16 protein-coding genes are annotated in these 18,571 nt (G+C 40.2%); 11 read left to right on the forward strand and 5 right to left on the reverse strand.

Translation table 11 applies throughout. The features are described from left to right. Positions 1-12: 12 nt before the first annotated feature. From nrdA to ubiG, 3 genes are all read right to left on the reverse strand, one after another. Positions 13-2,295, reverse strand: a complete 2,283-nt coding sequence (gene nrdA, locus B1F84_RS07065; protein ID WP_131690998.1) for a class 1a ribonucleoside-diphosphate reductase subunit alpha — start codon at positions 2,293-2,295, stop codon at positions 13-15. A 410-nt stretch (positions 2,296-2,705) separates the two neighbouring features. Further along, positions 2,706-3,386, reverse strand: coding sequence for an HAD-IA family hydrolase (locus tag B1F84_RS07070; RefSeq protein ID WP_131690999.1), 681 nt, complete (start codon positions 3,384-3,386; stop codon positions 2,706-2,708). After that, positions 3,386-4,096 (reverse strand): bifunctional 2-polyprenyl-6-hydroxyphenol methylase/3-demethylubiquinol 3-O-methyltransferase UbiG, encoded by a 711-nt coding sequence (gene ubiG, locus B1F84_RS07075; protein WP_131691000.1) that lies wholly within the window; start codon positions 4,094-4,096, stop codon positions 3,386-3,388. Before ubiG ends, B1F84_RS07070 begins: the two co-directional genes overlap by 1 nt. Before the next feature lie 178 nt (positions 4,097-4,274). Between ubiG and gyrA the strand changes: the two genes are divergently transcribed. The 10 genes from gyrA (at position 4,275) to B1F84_RS07125 (ending at position 15,031) form a co-directional block, all read left to right on the forward strand. Beyond that, positions 4,275-6,974: a DNA topoisomerase (ATP-hydrolyzing) subunit A gene (gene gyrA / locus B1F84_RS07080; RefSeq protein ID WP_131691001.1), complete on the forward strand. Its 2,700-nt coding sequence runs from the start codon at positions 4,275-4,277 to the stop codon at positions 6,972-6,974. A 117-nt stretch (positions 6,975-7,091) separates the two neighbouring features. Beyond that, a complete protein-coding gene (gene serC / locus B1F84_RS07085) occupies positions 7,092-8,174 on the forward strand; it encodes a 3-phosphoserine/phosphohydroxythreonine transaminase (protein WP_131691002.1) in 1,083 nt (360 codons plus the stop codon). Beyond that, a complete protein-coding gene (gene aroA / locus B1F84_RS07090; RefSeq protein ID WP_131691003.1) occupies positions 8,174-9,451 on the forward strand; it encodes a 3-phosphoshikimate 1-carboxyvinyltransferase in 1,278 nt (425 codons plus the stop codon). The genes serC and aroA overlap by 1 nt, the downstream gene beginning before the upstream one ends. A gap of 107 nt (positions 9,452-9,558) precedes the next feature. Beyond that, a complete protein-coding gene (cmk, locus tag B1F84_RS07095) occupies positions 9,559-10,269 on the forward strand; it encodes a (d)CMP kinase (protein WP_016899929.1) in 711 nt (236 codons plus the stop codon). A gap of 95 nt (positions 10,270-10,364) precedes the next feature. After that, a complete protein-coding gene (gene rpsA / locus B1F84_RS07100; RefSeq protein ID WP_002961176.1) occupies positions 10,365-12,032 on the forward strand; it encodes a 30S ribosomal protein S1 in 1,668 nt (555 codons plus the stop codon). A 67-nt stretch (positions 12,033-12,099) separates the two neighbouring features. After that, a complete protein-coding gene (gene ihfB / locus B1F84_RS07105; RefSeq protein WP_008114744.1) occupies positions 12,100-12,387 on the forward strand; it encodes an integration host factor subunit beta in 288 nt (95 codons plus the stop codon). A gap of 21 nt (positions 12,388-12,408) precedes the next feature. Next, positions 12,409-12,690 carry a LapA family protein gene (locus B1F84_RS07110; RefSeq protein ID WP_008114742.1) on the forward strand — a complete coding sequence of 94 codons (282 nt, stop codon included), beginning with the start codon at positions 12,409-12,411 and terminating at the stop codon, positions 12,688-12,690. Positions 12,691-12,692: 2 nt separating this feature from the next. Continuing rightward, positions 12,693-13,829, forward strand: a complete 1,137-nt coding sequence (gene lapB / locus B1F84_RS07115) for a lipopolysaccharide assembly protein LapB (RefSeq protein ID WP_010389928.1) — start codon at positions 12,693-12,695, stop codon at positions 13,827-13,829. Positions 13,830-13,862: 33 nt separating this feature from the next. Then, positions 13,863-14,567, forward strand: a complete 705-nt coding sequence (gene pyrF / locus B1F84_RS07120) for an orotidine-5'-phosphate decarboxylase (protein WP_131691004.1) — start codon at positions 13,863-13,865, stop codon at positions 14,565-14,567. An 89-nt stretch (positions 14,568-14,656) separates the two neighbouring features. After that, positions 14,657-15,031 carry a hypothetical protein gene (locus tag B1F84_RS07125; RefSeq protein ID WP_010389930.1) on the forward strand — a complete coding sequence of 125 codons (375 nt, stop codon included), beginning with the start codon at positions 14,657-14,659 and terminating at the stop codon, positions 15,029-15,031. A 55-nt stretch (positions 15,032-15,086) separates the two neighbouring features. On the opposite strand, the gene B1F84_RS07130 is transcribed toward B1F84_RS07125, so the two are convergent. After that, on the reverse strand, positions 15,087-15,917 hold the full coding sequence (locus B1F84_RS07130; RefSeq protein WP_054200878.1) for a S1-like domain-containing RNA-binding protein: 831 nt from the start codon (positions 15,915-15,917) through the stop codon (positions 15,087-15,089). 2 nt (positions 15,918-15,919) lie between these two features. Next, positions 15,920-17,242 (reverse strand): DEAD/DEAH box helicase, encoded by a 1,323-nt coding sequence (locus tag B1F84_RS07135; protein WP_131691005.1) that lies wholly within the window; start codon positions 17,240-17,242, stop codon positions 15,920-15,922. Between the two features lie 204 nt (positions 17,243-17,446). Between B1F84_RS07135 and B1F84_RS07140 the strand changes: the two genes are divergently transcribed. Beyond that, positions 17,447-18,454, forward strand: a complete 1,008-nt coding sequence (locus B1F84_RS07140) for a rhodanese-related sulfurtransferase (RefSeq protein ID WP_010389933.1) — start codon at positions 17,447-17,449, stop codon at positions 18,452-18,454. Positions 18,455-18,571: the final 117 nt, after the last annotated feature.

Here is an 18,571-nt window from a genome sequence, read left to right on the forward strand (position 1 = left end):
TAAGTTTAACTATTAAATTTTACACGCGCCGCCTGCACAATCATCATCTTCCACTTCTGGAGTGTCTTCTTGAGCATCTGATGCGCCATCGCGGGTATTATGGTAATACAGTGTTTTAACACCTAGCTTGTAGGCACTAAGTAAGTCTTTTAGTAAGACTTTCATAGGTACTCTACCGCCTTCGTATCTGTTTGGATCATAATTAGTATTTGCTGAAATTGTTTGGTCGATAAATTTCTGCATTATGCCTACTAATTGTAAGTAACCATCGTTTGATGGAATATCCCACAGTAATTCATAGTTATCTTTAAGGCGTTCGTACTCAGGGACAACCTGCTTTAAAATACCGTCTTTACTTGCTTTAACACTAATATGGCCACGTGGTGGCTCAATACCATTGGTTGCATTTGAGATTTGCGATGATGTTTCTGATGGCATTAATGCGCTCAGCGTTGAGTTACGCATACCGTGCTCTTTAATGCTGGCACGTAACGTATCCCAATCAAGGTGCAGTGGTTCATCACAAATTTTATCTAAATCACGCTTGTACGTATCTGTTGGCATAATACCTTGTGAGTACGTAGTTTCGTTAAATTTAGGACATGCTCCACGCTCTTTTGCAAGCTCATTAGATGCTTTCATTAAGTAGTACTGAATCGCTTCAAATGTTTTGTGCGTGAGTGCATTTGCGCTGCCATCTGAGTAACGCTTACCGTTTTTAGCTAAGTAGTAAGCGTAGTTAATCACACCTATACCTAGGGTACGACGTCCCATAGTGGCATTTTTTGCCGCCGGTACTGGGTAGTCTTGGAAATCAAGTAGGTTATCAAGTGCACGAACGGCAAGCTCAGCTAACTCTTCTAATTCATCCAGTGACTCAATCGCGCCTAAGTTAAATGCAGACAAGGTACATAAGGCAATTTCACCTTCTTCGTCGTTTACATTACTTAGTGGTTTAGTCGGTAATGCAATTTCTAAACATAAGTTAGATTGACGAATAGGCGCCACTTTCGAGATAAATGGACTATGCGTATTACAGTGGTCAACATTTTGTAAGTAAATACGACCGGTGCTGGCACGTTCTTGAGCAAACATAGAAAACAGTTCAATGGCTTTAATACGTTTTTTACGAATTGACTCGTCTTGCTCATACTTTACATAAAGTGCATCAAATTCATCTTGATCTTCAAAGAATGCATCGTAAAGGCCCGGCACGTCTGATGGACTGAATAAGGTAATGTAATCGTCTTTAATTAAACGCGAATACATTAGTTTATTAAACTGCACACCGTAGTCTAGGTGACGTACGCGGTTATCATCAACACCACGGTTGTTTTTAAGTACCAGTAGGTTTTCTACTTCTAAATGCCAAAGCGGGTAGAATAAAGTAGCGGCTCCGCCACGTACACCGCCTTGCGAACAGCTTTTAACGGCTGTTTGAAAATGCTTATAAAACGGAATACAGCCAGTGTGGTACGCTTCGCCATTGCGAATAGGGCTACCTAATGCACGAATACGTCCGGCATTAATACCAATACCAGCACGTTGAGAAACGTATTTAACAATCGCTGATGATGTCGCATTTATCGAATCTAAACTGTCACCACACTCAATTAATACGCATGAACTAAATTGACGAGTCGGTGTACGAACACCAGCCATGATAGGTGTTGGTAAAGATATCTTAAATAACGAAACCGCATCGTAAAAACGTTTGATGTAATCAATACGCGTATCACGTGGATAATCTGAGAATAAGCTTGCCGCTACTAAGATGTATAAAAACTGTGCGCTTTCGTAAATTTCACCGGTAACACGGTTTTGAACAAGGTATTTACCTTCAAGCTGCTTCACGGCTGCATAGCTAAAGTTAAGATCGCGTGAATGATCTAAGTAAGCATCTAGTTCATCAAGTTCTTGCTCTGTGTAATCAACAAGCAAATGTGCGTCGTAGCGTTTTTGTTCAACCATGTTAGTAACGTGGTCAAAAAGACGCGGTGGCTCAAATTGGCCATACGCTTTTTTACGTAAATGGAATACAGCTAAACGAGCAGCAAGATACTGATAATCAGGTGATTCTTTTGAGATCTGATCCGCAGCAGCTTTGATAATCGTCTCATGAATGTCTTTAGTACGAATACCGTCATAAAATTGAATATGCGATTTAAGTTCAACTTGTGAAACCGAAACGTTGTTTAAACCTTCGGCGGCCCATTCAATAACGCGATGGATCTTGTCTAGATCAAGCGGCTCTTTACGGCCGTCACGTTTGCTTACAGATAACTGTTGGTTCATAGTTTTGCCTGTATTCCTTGGGAATTAAATATTTTTGACCAATGAGTGCACTTAAAACGCCCAGTGCCTATTCTTTTATTGTTATTTCTACCGCATAGGTAAATTTAATCGAATAACATTTAGCCACAATATCTGGTGTTGTTCAAATTAGAGATCACAAGATAGTGTGGTCTGTGATCTTTTGCAAGGGACAGAAACCGCTCTCATTGTGGATAACGTTGGGATAACGTAATTGTGTTAGTAGGCATTAACCTTTGATCATTCGGTTAAGTTGAAATTTGTAAAAATCAACTAAGGAAAGATTAAATTTACGCTTTTTAAAAATAAATTTTGTCTGCTTTTTTTATCATCAAGCTTTGCGTAAAAACTAACACAATCACAATATGTAGTGTTTATTAATTAACATGGCACTATATGTGGTTAAATGCATCAATAGGGCTATGCCAATTAAAATCTGCATTCCAAGCCAATGCCTCGTCTACACTCGGTACATATCCCCATAGTGCGGTAGCGGTGTGCATATTCGCTGCTTTTCCTGCTTGTATATCTCGCTGTGCATCACCTATATATAGGCAGCGCGAAGGATCAACACTCATTTGCTCAGCACAATGTAATAAAGGAAGGGGTGAGGGCTTAGATTCTGCTAAGGTATCACCACTTATCACAATTCGCGCATTTTTTAACGCAGGAATGGCTTTGACTAAAGGATCGGTTAAAAAACCAGGCTTATTTGTCATAATACCCCACGGGATCCCTTTATTATCAAGTGCAATGAGAAGTTGCTCTATACCAACAAAACAGTGGGTGTGGGTGGCAATATTGGCAGTATAGTGTGCAACTAGCTCTGCTAAAAGTTGCTCTTGCGGTTGTTGTGCCCAAGCTTCTTTAAAACCAGCAGCAAGTAATGCTGCTGCGCCATTTGAAGCTGCGGGTCGATATATATCACTGCCCACTTGGGGCTGTTGATGATTATGCAGCACACTATTTAGCGCGGCGCCTAAATCATCAGCGGTATCGAGTAAAGTGCCATCTAAGTCAAACAGCAATGCTTGATATTCAATCGGGCTAGTAGGTGTTTGCAAGCTTGTCATTACGCTAACTTCTCAAAGTGCAGCATATAATTTACGCTAACATCATCATTAACCGTATATTGCTTTGAAAGTGGGTTGTAACTTAACCCTGCACTGGCACGTACTTTTAAGCCTGCTTGTTCTGCCCATGCGATTAATTGCGCGGGTTTAATAAACTTTTTATGATCATGGGTACCTTCTGGCACCATTTTTAACAGTTTTTCTGCACCGACAATAGCGTATAAATAAGCTTTAGGGGTTTTATTAAGGGTAGAGAAGAATACATCGGCCCCTGGTTTTGCTAATTTAGCGACCGCATGAATAATAGAAGCAGGGTCGGGAACGTGCTCTAACATTTCCATACAAGTGATCACATCAAAGCGCTCAGGGTGCTCATCAGCAAATTGTTCTGCAGGTACTTTTATATATTCAACGGGTACGCTGGTTTCTAAGCTGTGTAACTTGGCGACAGTTAAAGGCTCTTGCCCCATATCGATACCTGTTACGTCTGCGCCCATTCGTGCCATGCTGTGACTTAAAATGCCGCCACCGCATCCTACATCTAAGGTTTCTTTATCAAATAACCCTTTAGTTTTGTCAGCGATAAAATCTAATCGTAATGGATTAATTTCGTGTAAGGGTTTAAATTCGCCTTCTAAATCCCACCAACGCTCTGCGATGGCTTCAAACTTTGCTATTTCTGCGTTATCTACATTTTGATGTTCGGTCATAAAATACTTCCTCGTCAATCTGAGGCCATTATATAGGGCTAAATTGATAAATCGCAAAGTTTTGCGCCTGTAAATTAAAATTAATTGTGATAGCATGGCTGCTTAGAAATAATAACAAACACTCTTAATACCTAATACTGGGTTGTTGAGAGCTGATACTGAAGGAATGTGATATCAAATGACTGATCTCGCCAATGAAATTCTGCCAGTCAATATTGAAGACGAGTTAAAAAACTCCTACTTAGATTACGCCATGAGTGTAATCGTAGGACGTGCATTACCAGACGTACGTGACGGTTTAAAACCTGTTCACCGCCGCGTCTTGTTTGCAATGAACGAGCTTAGTAATGACTGGAACAAGCCTTACAAAAAATCGGCCCGTGTGGTCGGTGACGTAATCGGTAAATACCACCCACACGGCGACAGTGCAGTTTATGACACCATCGTACGTATGGCTCAGCCATTCTCTCTACGTTATATGCTAGTTGATGGTCAGGGTAACTTTGGTTCGGTTGATGGTGATTCAGCAGCGGCAATGCGTTATACAGAAGTACGTATGGCAAAAATGTCGCACGAATTATTAGCCGATCTTGAAAAAGAAACGGTTGATTTTGTGCCTAACTATGATGGCACAGAGCAAATTCCTGATGTATTACCGACTAAAATACCTAACCTGTTAGTCAATGGTTCGTCGGGTATTGCTGTTGGTATGGCGACAAATATTCCGCCACACAACTTAACAGAAGTAGTGAATGGTTGTTTAGCGCTTATTCAAAATCCTGAATTAACCATTACTGAGTTAATGGATTACATTCCAGGTCCAGATTTCCCAACTGCGGCAATTATTAACGGTAAAAAAGGCATTGAACAAGCTTATCAAACCGGTCGCGGTAAAGTGTACATGCGTGCGCGTGCTGAGATCGAAACTGATGAGAAAACCGGCCGCGAAACGATTATTGTTCATGAAATCCCTTACCAAGTTAACAAAGCCCGTTTGATTGAAAAAATCGCTGAGCTAGTTAAAGATAAAAAGATTGAAGGGATCAGTGCATTACGTGATGAATCAGATAAAGACGGTATGCGTATCGTTATTGAGATCAAACGTGGTGACGTAGGTGAAGTTATTTTAAACAACCTTTATTCACAAACTCAGTTACAAACTGTGTTTGGTATGAATATGGTTGCGTTAATTAATAACCAGCCTAAGTGTTTCAACTTAAAAGAAATGCTTGAAGAGTTTATTATTCACCGCCGTGAAGTTGTTACCCGTCGTACGGTGTTTGATTTACGCAAAGCTCGTGACCGTGCACATACGCTAGAAGGTTTAGCGATTGCACTGGCAAACATTGACCCAATTATCGAACTTATTCGTAAGTCGCCTACGCCTGCTGAAGCAAAAGTTGCACTAACAGCGCGTCCTTGGGAATTAGGTAATGTTAAAGCCATGCTTGATAAAGCAGGTGAAGACAATGTTGCACGCCCAGATTGGCTAGCAAGCGATCTTGGTATTCGTGATGGTCAGTACTATATTTCTGAGCAGCAAGCTCAAGCAATACTAGATCTACGTCTACACAAACTAACGGGTCTTGAACACGAAAAAATTCTAACCGAGTACCAAACTTTACTTGATTTGATTGCTGAACTACTGTTTATTTTGGCAAACCCAGATCGTCTAATGGAAGTTATTCGCGACGAGTTAGTTGAAATTAAAGAACAATATGGTGATGAGCGCCGCACTGAAATTAATGCAGCTGCACACGATATTAGTCTTGAAGACTTAATTAACGAAGAGAACGTGGTTGTGACCTTGTCACACGAAGGGTACGTTAAGTACCAAGCGTTAAGTGATTACGAAGCGCAGCGTCGTGGTGGTAAAGGCAAGTCAGCAACTAAGATGAAAGACGAAGATTTCATTGAACGCTTACTTGTTGCCAATACGCACGATACTATTTTATGTTTCTCTACTGCGGGTCGATTATACTGGCTTAAAGTGTACCAGTTACCACTTGCAAGTCGCGCAGCGCGCGGTAAGCCAATTGTTAACTTATTACCACTTGAAGCAGATGAACGTATTACAGCTATCTTACCTGTACGTGATTATGAAGATGATAAATACATCTTTATGGCTACAGCATTTGGTACGGTTAAGAAAACACCATTAACGGCCTACAGCCGTCAACGTGCAAGCGGTATTATTGCTGTTAACTTAAACGAAGGTGATAGCTTAATTGGTGTTGATATTACCGATGGTAGCAACGAAATTATGTTGTTCACTGATGCGGGTAAAGTTGTACGCTTTAAAGAAGCTGAAGAAACCACGGTAGTTGATGAAAATGGTAACCCTGTTCTTGATGAAGAAGGTAAGCCTGAGATTCGCTTCAAAGGTGTACGTCCTATGGGTCGTACTGCAACGGGTGTTCGTGGTATTAAGATGCCTGACGATCAACGTGTTGTATCACTAATTGTACCGAAGAACGATGGTGCAATATTAACAGTGACAGAAAATGGTTACGGCAAGCGTACTCAACTTGAAGATTACCCATCTAAGAGTCGTGCAACACAAGGTGTTGTATCCATTAAGGTGAGTGAGCGTAATGGTGCCGTTGTTGGTGCTGTACAAGTTGATGACAACGACGAAATAATGATTATTTCGAATCGTGGCACCTTAGTACGTACTCGCGTTAATGAAGTTTCTACGGTTGGACGTAACACCCAAGGTGTTATTTTGATCAGAACTATTGACGAAGAGCAAGTAGTTGGTTTACAACGTATAGAAGAGATTGAAGTGACAGAAAGTGACTTGATTGATATCGAAGACGTTGAAACAGTAGATACGGTTATAGATGAAGTAGCGGATGATAATCCTCCTTCAGAATAATTGAGATTGAAAAAAGCGGCCTTGGCCGCTTTTTTTTATGTAGTTGAAAAAAACTAAAGACACTTGAATTAGTTTAATTCAAGTTAAACAGTAAATTACTGGAATGAGGAAAAGGTAATGAGTATTTATAATTTTTGTGCGGGTCCTGCAATGTTACCACCGGCTGTAATGCAAAAAGCACAAAAAGAGTTTTTAGACTGGCAAGGGCTTGGCGTTTCAGTAATGGAAATGAGCCATCGCAGTAAAGAATTTTTAGCATTAACGGCGAAGTGTGAAGCTAGTCTGCGTCGTTTAATGAATATTAGTGATGAGTTTGAAGTGCTATTTATGCACGGTGGTGGTCGAGGTCAATTCAGTGCCGTGCCTTTAAACCTCCACGTTGATGGAAAAAAGGCGGTGTATTGTGAAAATGGCGTTTGGTCAAAAAGTGCAACTAGCGAAGCCGATAAGTTCACTCAAACCCACACTATTGATGTACGTAATGATGATAACGGTTTATTTTCTATCAAGCAGGTAGCCGATTGGGTTTTACCAGCCGATGCTGCATATATTCATTACTGCCCCAATGAAACAGTAGATGGCCTAGAGATTTTTGATGTACCACGTCACCCAACGGCGCCAATTGTTGCTGATATGTCGTCGACTATTTTATCGCGCGAAATTGACGTTAATCAATTTGACTTAATCTACGCTGGTGCGCAAAAAAATATCGGTCCATCGGGCATTGCTATTGTGATTGTTCGCAAAACGCTACTTGAGCGTGAAGGGCTCGCCAAGCCGGGTATTTTAGATTATGCCCTTGAAGCAAAACAAGGTAGCATGTTCAATACCCCACCTACATTTGCATGGTATTTAGCAGCTGAAGTATTTGCATGGCTTGAACAAAATGGCGGTGTAAAAGCCATGGAAGCACATAATACTGCCAAAGCGCAGCTGCTTTATGATTTTATTGATGAGTCAGATTTTTATACCAATAAAGTAGCGAAGCATTGCCGTTCACGTATGAATGTGCCATTTTGGCTGGTTGATGAAAGCTTAAATGATAAGTTTGTAAAAGAGTCAAAAGAAGCAGGCTTGTTAGCGCTTGAAGGTCATCGTATTGTTGGCGGGATGCGTGCCAGTATTTATAACGCGATGCCATTGGAAGGCGTAAAAGCCCTAGTTGATTTTATGGCTAACTTCGCCAAGGAGAATAGTTAATGGAGCAACTTTCCTTAGCCCCTATTTCACAAGTTAATGGCAGTGTGACATTGCCGGGCTCAAAGAGCTTGTCAAATAGAATTCTATTATTAGCAGCATTATCTTACGGCACCACGGTTGTAGAAAACTTATTAGACAGTGATGATATTCGTCATATGTTGGGCGCATTAGCGCAGCTCGGTGTAAATGTAACACTTAATGATGAGCGAACCATCGCGACCGTCGAAGGTGTAGGTGGCGTATTTAAAACGCCAACTGAACCACTGTTTTTAGGTAATGCTGGTACAGCATATCGTCCGTTAACGGCCGTGCTTGCAGCGATTGCTGGGGAGTATGAGTTAATTGGTGAGCCACGTATGGAAGAGCGACCAATTGGTCACTTAGTTGATGCACTGCAAGCCTTAGGTGGTAATGTTAGTTATTTAAAAAATAAAGATTATCCGCCACTTAAAATTGTCGGCGGGAAAATAGCGGGTGGTGAAGTCGAAATTGACGGTAGTATTTCAAGTCAATTTTTAACGGCGCTGCTCATGGCTGCGCCATTATTTAAAGGCGATACACACATTAAAATTAAAGGCACGTTAGTGTCTAAGCCTTACATTGATATTACTCTTGATGTAATGGCGCGTTTTGGTGTTACCGTTGAGCATGATAATTACACCACGTTCTTCGTTAAAGGTGCACAACAGTATCAAGCCGTTGAGCGAATTATGGTCGAAGGGGATGCTTCATCTGCTTCTTACTTTATTGCTGCTGCAGCAATTGCCGGCGGCGAAATAGAAATTAAAGGCGTCGGCGCAAAATCAGTTCAAGGTGATATTGGCTTTGCTAAAGTGATGGAGCAGGTCGGTGCCAAAATTGATTGGTATGACGAACGTTTAGTTGTTCGTAAAGGTGAGCTTAACGGTATTGATATTGATGCTAATGCAATACCTGATGCTGCAATGACCCTAGCTACAGTTGCCTTGTTTGCAAAAGGGCCAACGGCAATTCGCAACATTTATAACTGGCGAGTAAAAGAAACTGACCGTTTACACGCTATGGCCACTGAGCTTAAAAAAGTAGGGGCTGAAGTAGTAGAAGGGCACGACTTTATTGAGATCACACCGCCAAAACAGTTTAATAATGTGGCTGTAGATACCTATGATGACCATCGTATTGCCATGTGCTTTGCAATGGTGGCAGTAGGGGGTAAGCCCATAACGATTAACGATCCAGCCTGTACTTATAAGACATTCCCAACATTTTTCAACGTGTTAGCATCTGTCAGTAAATAGGCTATTTATAAGTATTTATAAAAAGTTACATACTAAAAGCGGATAATCTTTATTAATTGGCGTATAATGTGGCGGTTTATTTTGGTGTGCATTGAAGGAGGTTTTAAATGCCGGCGTTATTAATGCCCGTAATCACCGTAGATGGCCCAAGTGGTTCTGGTAAAGGAACTGTTTGTCGCCTATTGGCTGAAAAATTAGGCTGGGATGTGTTAGATAGCGGAGCAATTTATCGCGTACTATCACTTGCAGCACTTCATCACCAAATTGCGTTAGATAACGAAGAAGCACTCGTCCCATTAGCTGCAAATCTTGATGTGCAGTTTTTGATAGACAGTGACACTAATGCAGGAAAGATTATTTTAGAAGGCGAAGATGTCACAACCACTATTCGAAATGAAGAAGTGGGTGCTGCAGCGTCTAAAGTGGCCGCATTACCGCGTGTTCGAGAAGCGTTGCTTCGCCGCCAGCGTGCGTTTAGGACAGAAAACGGTTTAATTGCCGATGGCCGCGATATGGGCACTGTGGTATTTCCAGATGCGCCATTAAAGATATTTCTAACCGCAAGTGCAGAAGAACGTGCTCGCAGACGTTTTGTTGAGTTGAATGAGCGCGGGCTTGATGTTACACTAAGTGGTCTATTACAGGACATTCAAGCACGTGATGATCGCGATATGAATCGCGCCGTTGCGCCGCTTGTACCTGCAGAGGATGCGATTGAGCTTGATACTAGCGAACTCAACGCACAGCAAGTCTTTGATAAAGTTATAACTTTATTAGATGCGAGCATCTCAGAAGGTAAGCTTCCTAAACGAAGCTAAATACATTTTATGCACCAGCAGGATGCCAGTGCTATTTTAACAACCCCATGCAGCATGGTTGCTTATTGGTATTAATATATGAGACGTATATTCGTATGTCAGAAAATTTTGCGCAGTTATTTGAAGAAAGCTTAAAGGGTTTTGAAGCAGAGCAAGGCTCTATCGTTAAAGGTACAGTAATCTCAATCGAGAACAACATTGTACTTGTAGATGCTGGTCTTAAATCAGAAAGTGCTATCCCTGCAGAGCAGTTCAAAAATGCTGCTGGTGAACTAGAAGTTGCTGTTGGCGACGAAGTAGATGTTGCACTAGATGCAATCGAAGACGGTTTCGGTGAAACTATCCTTTCTCGTGAGAAAGCGAAGCGTCACGAAGCGTGGATCCGTCTTGAGAAAGCATGTGAAGAGCAAGAGACTGTTACTGGTGTTATCAACGGTAAAGTTAAAGGCGGTTTCACAGTTGAAGTTGATTCAATCCGTGCTTTCCTACCTGGTTCACTTGTTGATGTTCGTCCAGTACGTGACACAACTCACCTTGAAGGCAAAGAGCTTGAATTTAAAGTAATCAAGCTTGATCAAAAACGTAACAACGTTGTTGTTTCACGTCGTGCAGTTATCGAATCAGAAAACTCACAAGAACGTGAAGAGCTTCTTGCTAACCTTGTTGAAGGTCAAGAAGTTAAAGGTATCGTTAAGAACCTTACTGACTACGGTGCATTCGTTGACCTTGGTGGTGTTGATGGTCTACTACACATTACTGATATGGCGTGGAAGCGTGTTAAACACCCTTCAGAAATCGTTAATGTTGGCGACGAAATCGCAGTTAAAGTTCTTAAATTCGACAAAGATAAAACTCGTGTATCTCTAGGCCTTAAACAGCTTGGCGAAGATCCATGGGCAGCTATCGCTGGTCGTTACCCAGAAGGTTCTAAACTTTCTGGTCGTGTAACTAACCTTACTGATTACGGTTGCTTCGTAGAAATCGAAGAAGGCGTTGAAGGTCTAGTACACGTTTCTGAAATGGATTGGACTAACAAGAACATCCACCCTTCAAAAGTTGTTTCACTAGGTGACACTGTTGAAGTTATGGTTCTTGAAATCGACGAAGAACGTCGTCGTATTTCTCTTGGTCTTAAGCAATGTATTGCTAATCCTTGGCAGGAATTTGCTCGCCTACAAAACAAAGGCGATCAAGTTACTGGTAAGATCAAATCAATCACTGACTTCGGTATCTTTATCGGTCTTGACGGTGGTATTGATGGTCTTGTACACCTTTCAGACATTTCTTGGAATACACCTGGCGAAGAAGCTGTACGTGAATTCAAGAAAGGCGACGAAATCACTGCTATCGTATTGCAAGTTGACCCAGAGCGTGAACGTATTTCTCTAGGTGTTAAGCAAATCGAAGCTGACCCATTCAATAACTACCTTGATGCAAACAAAAAAGGTGCTATTGTTAAAGGTAAAGTGACTGAAGTTGATGCGAAAGGCGCAACTGTTGAACTTATCGAAGGCGTTGAAGGTTACATCCGTGTAGCTGATATCGCTCAAGAGCGCGTTGAAGATGCAACTACTGTTGTTTCTGTAGGCGACGAAATCGAAGTTAAATACGTTGGTGTTGATCGTAAGAACCGCACTTTAAGCTTATCTGTTAAAGCTCTTTTCGAAGCAGAAGAGAAAGAAGTACTAGAGAAGCTTAAGAAAGAAGAGCCAGTGTTCGAAAACGCAATGGCAGCTGCTTTCGCAAATGCACAAAAAGACTAATTAATTATAGTCTTTTAATTGGAAGGGCAGTTTATGCCCTTCCACTATTTCTTTTTAAGGAAACGCTATGACTAAGTCAGAACTGATAGAAACACTTGCTGAACAACATTCACATATTCCTGTGAAAGATGTTGAGAACGCTGTTAAAGAAATTCTTGAACAAATGGCCGGCTCATTATCTTCTTCAGATCGTATTGAGATCCGAGGTTTTGGAAGTTTCTCTTTGCATTACCGTGCGCCTCGTACAGGTCGCAATCCTAAAACAGGTGAAACTGTAGAGTTAGATGGTAAGCATGTACCTCATTTTAAGCCAGGCAAAGAACTACGTGACCGTGTAAACGAGAGCATTGCTTAGTAAACTTATTGGAGTAGTTACTTGTTCAAGGTATTAAAAATTATTCTGGCAGCACTATTTTTAATTGGTGCATTTGTATTGGGTTCGCAAAATCCACAATTAACACAAATTAACTACATAATAGCCAGTAATACATTACCTTTAGCCGTTATAATAAGTATCTGCTTTTTGTTAGGTGTTGTAGTGGGTTGCTTTGTGAGCTTTAAATTGTTTACGCAATTAAAGTGGCAAAATTATCGTTTAAAAAAGCAATTAACGCCTGAAAAAGATAATAAAAAGCGTATTGCCAACAAAGATACCTAATTATGATTGAGCTGTTGTTTTTACTGCTTCCTGTTGCCGCCGGTTATGGCTGGATCATGGGGAAAAACAGTGCGAAAAATCAGGCTCATCAATTTAATCGTCAAATTACTTCTGAATACAGTAAAGGCTTAAAGTTTTTACTAGACAGAGAAGAAGATCAGGGGCTTGAGCATTTAATTAATTTGCTCGAAGTAGCTGCTGACTCTGTAGAACACTATTCTACCTTAGCCACTATGTTTCGCCGCCGTGGTGAGCTCGACCGCGCAATAAAAATTCATGAATTGCTATTAAAACACCCAAGCCTTAACGAGAAACAAGCTGCCAATAGCCGGTTAGAATTAGCCGAAGACTATATCATGGCAGGTTTACTCGATAGCGCAGAAGAACATTTAATATGGCTGGTAAAAAATAACCATGAAGATGCTCTTGAGCCAATTATCTCCTTATATTCACAGACCCGTGAATGGGAAAATGGCATTAATATGTTTGAAGCGCATACTGAGCTTTTTTCAAAAGAGCAACACTTCAAAGCCATCGCAAACTTTTACTGTGAACATGCTATTGCCAGTAATAACCCTCAACTTATGCGCAAAGCTATTAGCTTAAACTTTAAAACAATCAGACCTCTATATGAACTCGGTTTGTCTGCCTATACAAAAGAGGATTACGTTAAAGCAATTTATTATTGGCGAGAACTTATCTGCCAATTTACCTTTTTTGCGCCATTATTTATTGATAAGTTAGCGCATAGTTATAAGCAACTAAAATTAACCCATCAGTTTCATGAACTCGTTGCTGAGTTATTAGAAAAAGGTGGAGTAATGATAAAAATACAGCACTGCCAAGCGTTGCTTGAGCAAGGCCACACAGAACAAGCCTTTGAGTTTTTAACTGATAGTTTAAAACGTCAGCCCACAATTCGTGGTTTTAGTTTTTTATTACAGTTAATGAGCGCCGAAAATAAAAATACAAAAGATGTGCTTAATCAAATAGATAAACTTGTTACCTCATATATTGCTACTAAGCCTGACTTTCAATGTCAGCATTGTGGCTTTACAAGTTACACCATTTATTGGAATTGCCCTTCGTGTAAACATTGGGAAACCATTGTGCCTAGCAGAGGCTTAGACGGATTTTAATCTTTATACTTTTCGCTCACTAGTAGGATAGTTATGTCTTTCGAACAATCAAAAAAAATTCTTATCGCTCTTGATTATGATGATCAGCAAACTGCTTTAGCTTTTGTTAAACAGTTATCACCGGATACCTGTCGATTAAAAGTGGGTAAAGAAATGTTCACTTATTTTGGCCCTGCATTTGTTAAAGAGCTGGTTGATTTAGGTTTTGATGTATTCTTAGATTTAAAGTTCCACGATATTCCAAATACCGTTGCTAAAGCGGTAACTGCGGCGGCTAAAATGGGCGTGTGGATGGTTAATGTCCATGCAAGTGGTGGTTTTGAAATGATGCATAAAGCTAAGCAGGCACTTGAGCAGTTTGGCGATAAAGCCCCATTATTGATTGCAGTGACCGTTTTAACCAGCATGGATGAAGTAGAGCTTAAACGTTTAGGCATTAGTAAATCACCACAAGAGCAAGTGATGCATTTAGCAAAATTAACAAAGCAAGCAGGGCTTGATGGTGTAGTGTGTTCAGCACAAGAAGCTGAAATTCTAAAAGCGGCTTTAGGCAGAGAATTTAAACTAGTAACCCCAGGTATTCGTCCTGCTGGTAGTGATGCGGGCGATCAAAAACGTATTATGACACCTAAAGAAGCCATTGAAGCTGGCAGTGACTACTTAGTAATAGGCCGTCCTATTACTCAGGCACAAAACCCGGTGCAAGTATTAAGTGATGTAAATAAATCAATAGCTTAAACTTAAAGTATGCATAATTATAAGGAGTTTATTACAACTCTTTTTGTTTGTGCTACATTTAATTACGGCTATGCAGTGAGGAACTAACTTTGCGTTTAATAATGTTTGTAGTGGTAATTATCATTAGTGGCTTTGCTGTTAATAAATATGTTTTTTCAACTAAAATGTATGATGATGTTTCGAATGTTACTGATTTGGTATCTGATTACCCCGTTGATTTGTTTAAGTTTAAAAAAATCGCTCAAAATTATGCTCAGCATTTGTGCTATACAAATGAAGGTGTTTTAGCTGGCCTTAATATAAGTAGCAAAGAGTGTGTTGATGTACACGATGAAATGCAGAATGAGTGTACAAAAAAAGTTTTTAGATTAGCGCCGTTAAATATGACGTCTAAGAAAGAATTAATTGAATATTCAAATCAATATTCACGTTGTACCTTACCTTACAAAAACATTAAGTTATAAATTTTAAATACGAAAAAGCCACCTAAGTTTATACCTAGGTGGCTTTTTTATTGAATTATTTTAAACGAATAGACTTAGCTTCAATATCAATTAAGCCTTGTTTAAATAACCCACCAATGGCTTTTTTGTAGTTTGCTTTACTGGTCGAAAATACTTTTTTAATTAATTCAGGTTCAGACTTATCGCCTATGGCTAATATGCCACCTTCATCTTTTAGTTTTTCCATAATTTTTTCGCCAAGTTCACTGACTTTACCCATACCTGGCTTTTCAAGTATGACGTCAATTTTTCCGTCTTCACGTACTTTTTGAATAAACCCTTTGAGCTTTTGACCAACAAATAGGTTTTTAAATACCATGTTGTAAAATACAACACCAAAATGAGATTCTTCAATAAGTACTTTGTAGCCGATATCGGTTTTACCTGCCACAATTAAATCAACTTCTTGCAAGTGGCTATATTGCGGCTCGTCTTTTGATAAAAAGCGATTAAAGTTGGTTGAAGCACAAATTCGTTGACTAGCATTATCAAGATATAAACGGACTAAATAAGAGTAGCCTTCTTGCATACGCGGTTTTTGTTCATTAAACGGTGCAAGTACGTCTTTTTCTAAACCCCAATCTAAAAAAGCCCCAATGCTGTTTATTTCTTTAACGCGCAGTAGGGCATATTCACCGACTTGTGCGTGTGGTTTTTTAGTTGTTGCTGTTGGCAGGTTTGCGTTATCTAAAAAGGTAAAAACGCTGATGCTATCGCCAGCTTCAAGTTCATGTTTAATCTCGTGTTTAGGTAAAAATACTTCACCTAAGTCATGGCCATCTAAATAGGCACCTTCATTACTGACTTCTTTTACAAATAGGGTTTGGGTAGTTCCAAGGTTACTCATAATTATTCCTGCTCAGGCTTTTTTTTACGACGCATCGGGGTATCACCATCAATGTTGAGTGGTGCTTTAATTGGGGCTGCTGGTTTTTTAGGTTTCGCTTTGCGTTTTTGATGTGGTTTTTTATCAGCCACTACCTTTTTAATTGGTTTAACTGGCGTAACCTTTTTCTCTTTGATGCCTTTAAATTTCGCTTTTAAACCATCAACCACCGCAAACGACAATTCGTCATTTAAAAATGACTTTATTGCTAAGTAACTTGCCCAATCTTTAGGACCAACAAATGATAGCGCGTTGCCTTTAAAACCAGCTCGGCCTGTGCGACCAATACGGTGAACGTATTCTTCAGCGTGTTTTGGTAGATCAAAATTAATAACATGGGTAACACTGAGTAAATCTAAACCGCGAGATGCAACATCAGTAGTAATTAATATTTTAAAGTTCTCACGGCTAAACGCATCCATGATATCAAGGCGCTTACTTTGAGTTAAATCCCCGGCTAGTGCGACAGACTTAAAGCCTTTACTATTTAATGCCTCGCTTAAGCGACTGGTATCAGCACGTGTTGCAGTAAATATAATACATTGCCCTACATTACCTTGATTAAGGAAATGCTCAAGTAGCGCTTCTTTATGATCAAGATGATCGGCTAAATACAATGTTTGTTTAATATCACTGTGTTGCTCATTGGCTGCACTGAGCATAATTTGTTTTGGTTTTTTTAATAAATTACGCGAAAGGGCATCTACTTGAGCATGATCTAATGTCGCTGAAAACAATAGGGTCTGGCGTAATCGGTGATCTGCCAGTTCATTAATTAACTTAAGCTGGTCGGTGAAACCTAAATCCAAAATACGGTCAGCTTCATCAAATATAAGTAGCTCTAAGCCACTTAACTGTAAAGAGCGTTGCTTTAAGTGATCGGCTAAGCGCCCTGGTGTAGCAACCACAAAATGTGGGTCGTTGCGCAGTGCTTTAATTTGGTCGTTAAAGTTTTCACCACCGAGAATTTTAACTGCCTTGATATTGGTACCGGCAATAAGTAATCGTAGTTGGGTGAACACTTGGGTTGCAAGCTCACGAGTTGGAGCAACAATAAGTACACGAGGATCACGTTTACTGAGTGCTTTTTGTTTCATTACTCGCTGCACTGCAGGTAATAAAAACGCTAAAGTTTTGCCTGACCCAGTTTTTGACTGAGCGAAAATGTCATGTCCAGCGAGTGCCGTTGGCACAGCATGAGCTTGAATATCGGTAGGCTGGGTGATCCCTTGGTGCGCTAATTGTGTTTCTAGGCGAGTATCAATCCCAAGATCAGTAAAGTGCAATGTATATTTCTCCAATATGAGCAAGTCTTGTAAATTTATCCGCGCATTATAGCCCACTGAGCCACTGCGCTAACAGTAAAAAGCGCATTATCATCCATTTTTTTGCATTTAAATAAAAAAAGCGTAAAATACGCGCCCCATATGCGCCGGATTTACGATTCGGTAAACGCCCCTTGCGGGGTTTAAAGGCAAAATAGGAAAACCATGACTGCTATCCATAAAGATAATGTAACCAGCGATCACTTTGTTGTGTGCGCACTGTATAAATTTGTTTCTTTACCTGATTTTGAAGCACTTCGCCAACCTTTACTTAATGTAATGGAGCAAAACGACGTGCGTGGTACTTTGTTAATTGCCGCAGAAGGAATTAACGGAACTGTTTCAGCAAAACGTGAAGGCATTGATAACTTACTGGCGTGGTTAGACACCCAGCCTAATTTAGACAATATTGTTACTAAAGAATCATATGATGACGAATGCCCGTTTTATCGCACTAAAGTAAAACTTAAAAAAGAAATCGTGACTATGGGTGTTGAGGGCGTTGACCCATTAAAAGTAGTGGGCAGTTATGTTAAGCCAAATGAATGGAACGCCCTTATTTCTGATCCAGAGGTTATCCTTGTTGATACCCGAAATGATTATGAAATTGAAATTGGTACGTTTCAAAACGCGGTCGACCCAAACACGAAGACGTTCCGCGAATTTCCGCAGTGGGCCAAAGAAAATCTCGACCCAGAAAAGCATAAAAAAGTAGCTATGTTTTGTACAGGTGGTATTCGTTGCGAAAAATCAACAGCTTATATGAAAGAGCAGGGCTTTGATGAGGTATACCACCTTGAAGGCGGCATATTAAAATACCTAGAAGAAGTACCAAAAGAAGAAACCATGTGGGAAGGCGAGTGCTTTGTATTTGATAACCGTGTCGCGGTAAATCATGACTTACAAAAAGGCTCATATGATCAGTGTCACGCATGTCGGATGCCTATCACAGAAGAAGAAAAGCAAAAGCCTGAATACATGGAAGGGGTGTCGTGTCATCATTGTATTGATGATGTAACCGACGAGCAGCGTGAACGTTTTGCTGAGCGTCAAAAGCAAATAGAATTGGCACAAGCACGCGGTGAAGGCCACATTGGTAACGAAGCACAAGCTGCTTTACAGCAACGTAAAGAAGCAAAAAAAGCGCAAAAAGACGCACAACGAAATAAATAATACCACGCGTTTATTTATTCATTAAAAAACCTCAGTAAATATTGAGGTTTTTTATTTAAAAGTAATTTATAAATAGCGAGCTACATTGCTTAGCAGCTTAAAGGTTTGATACTCACT

Origin of the sequence: Pseudoalteromonas sp. DL-6, assembly GCF_004328665.1 — a bacterium.
Classification (GTDB): Bacteria; Pseudomonadota; Gammaproteobacteria; order Enterobacterales; family Alteromonadaceae; genus Pseudoalteromonas.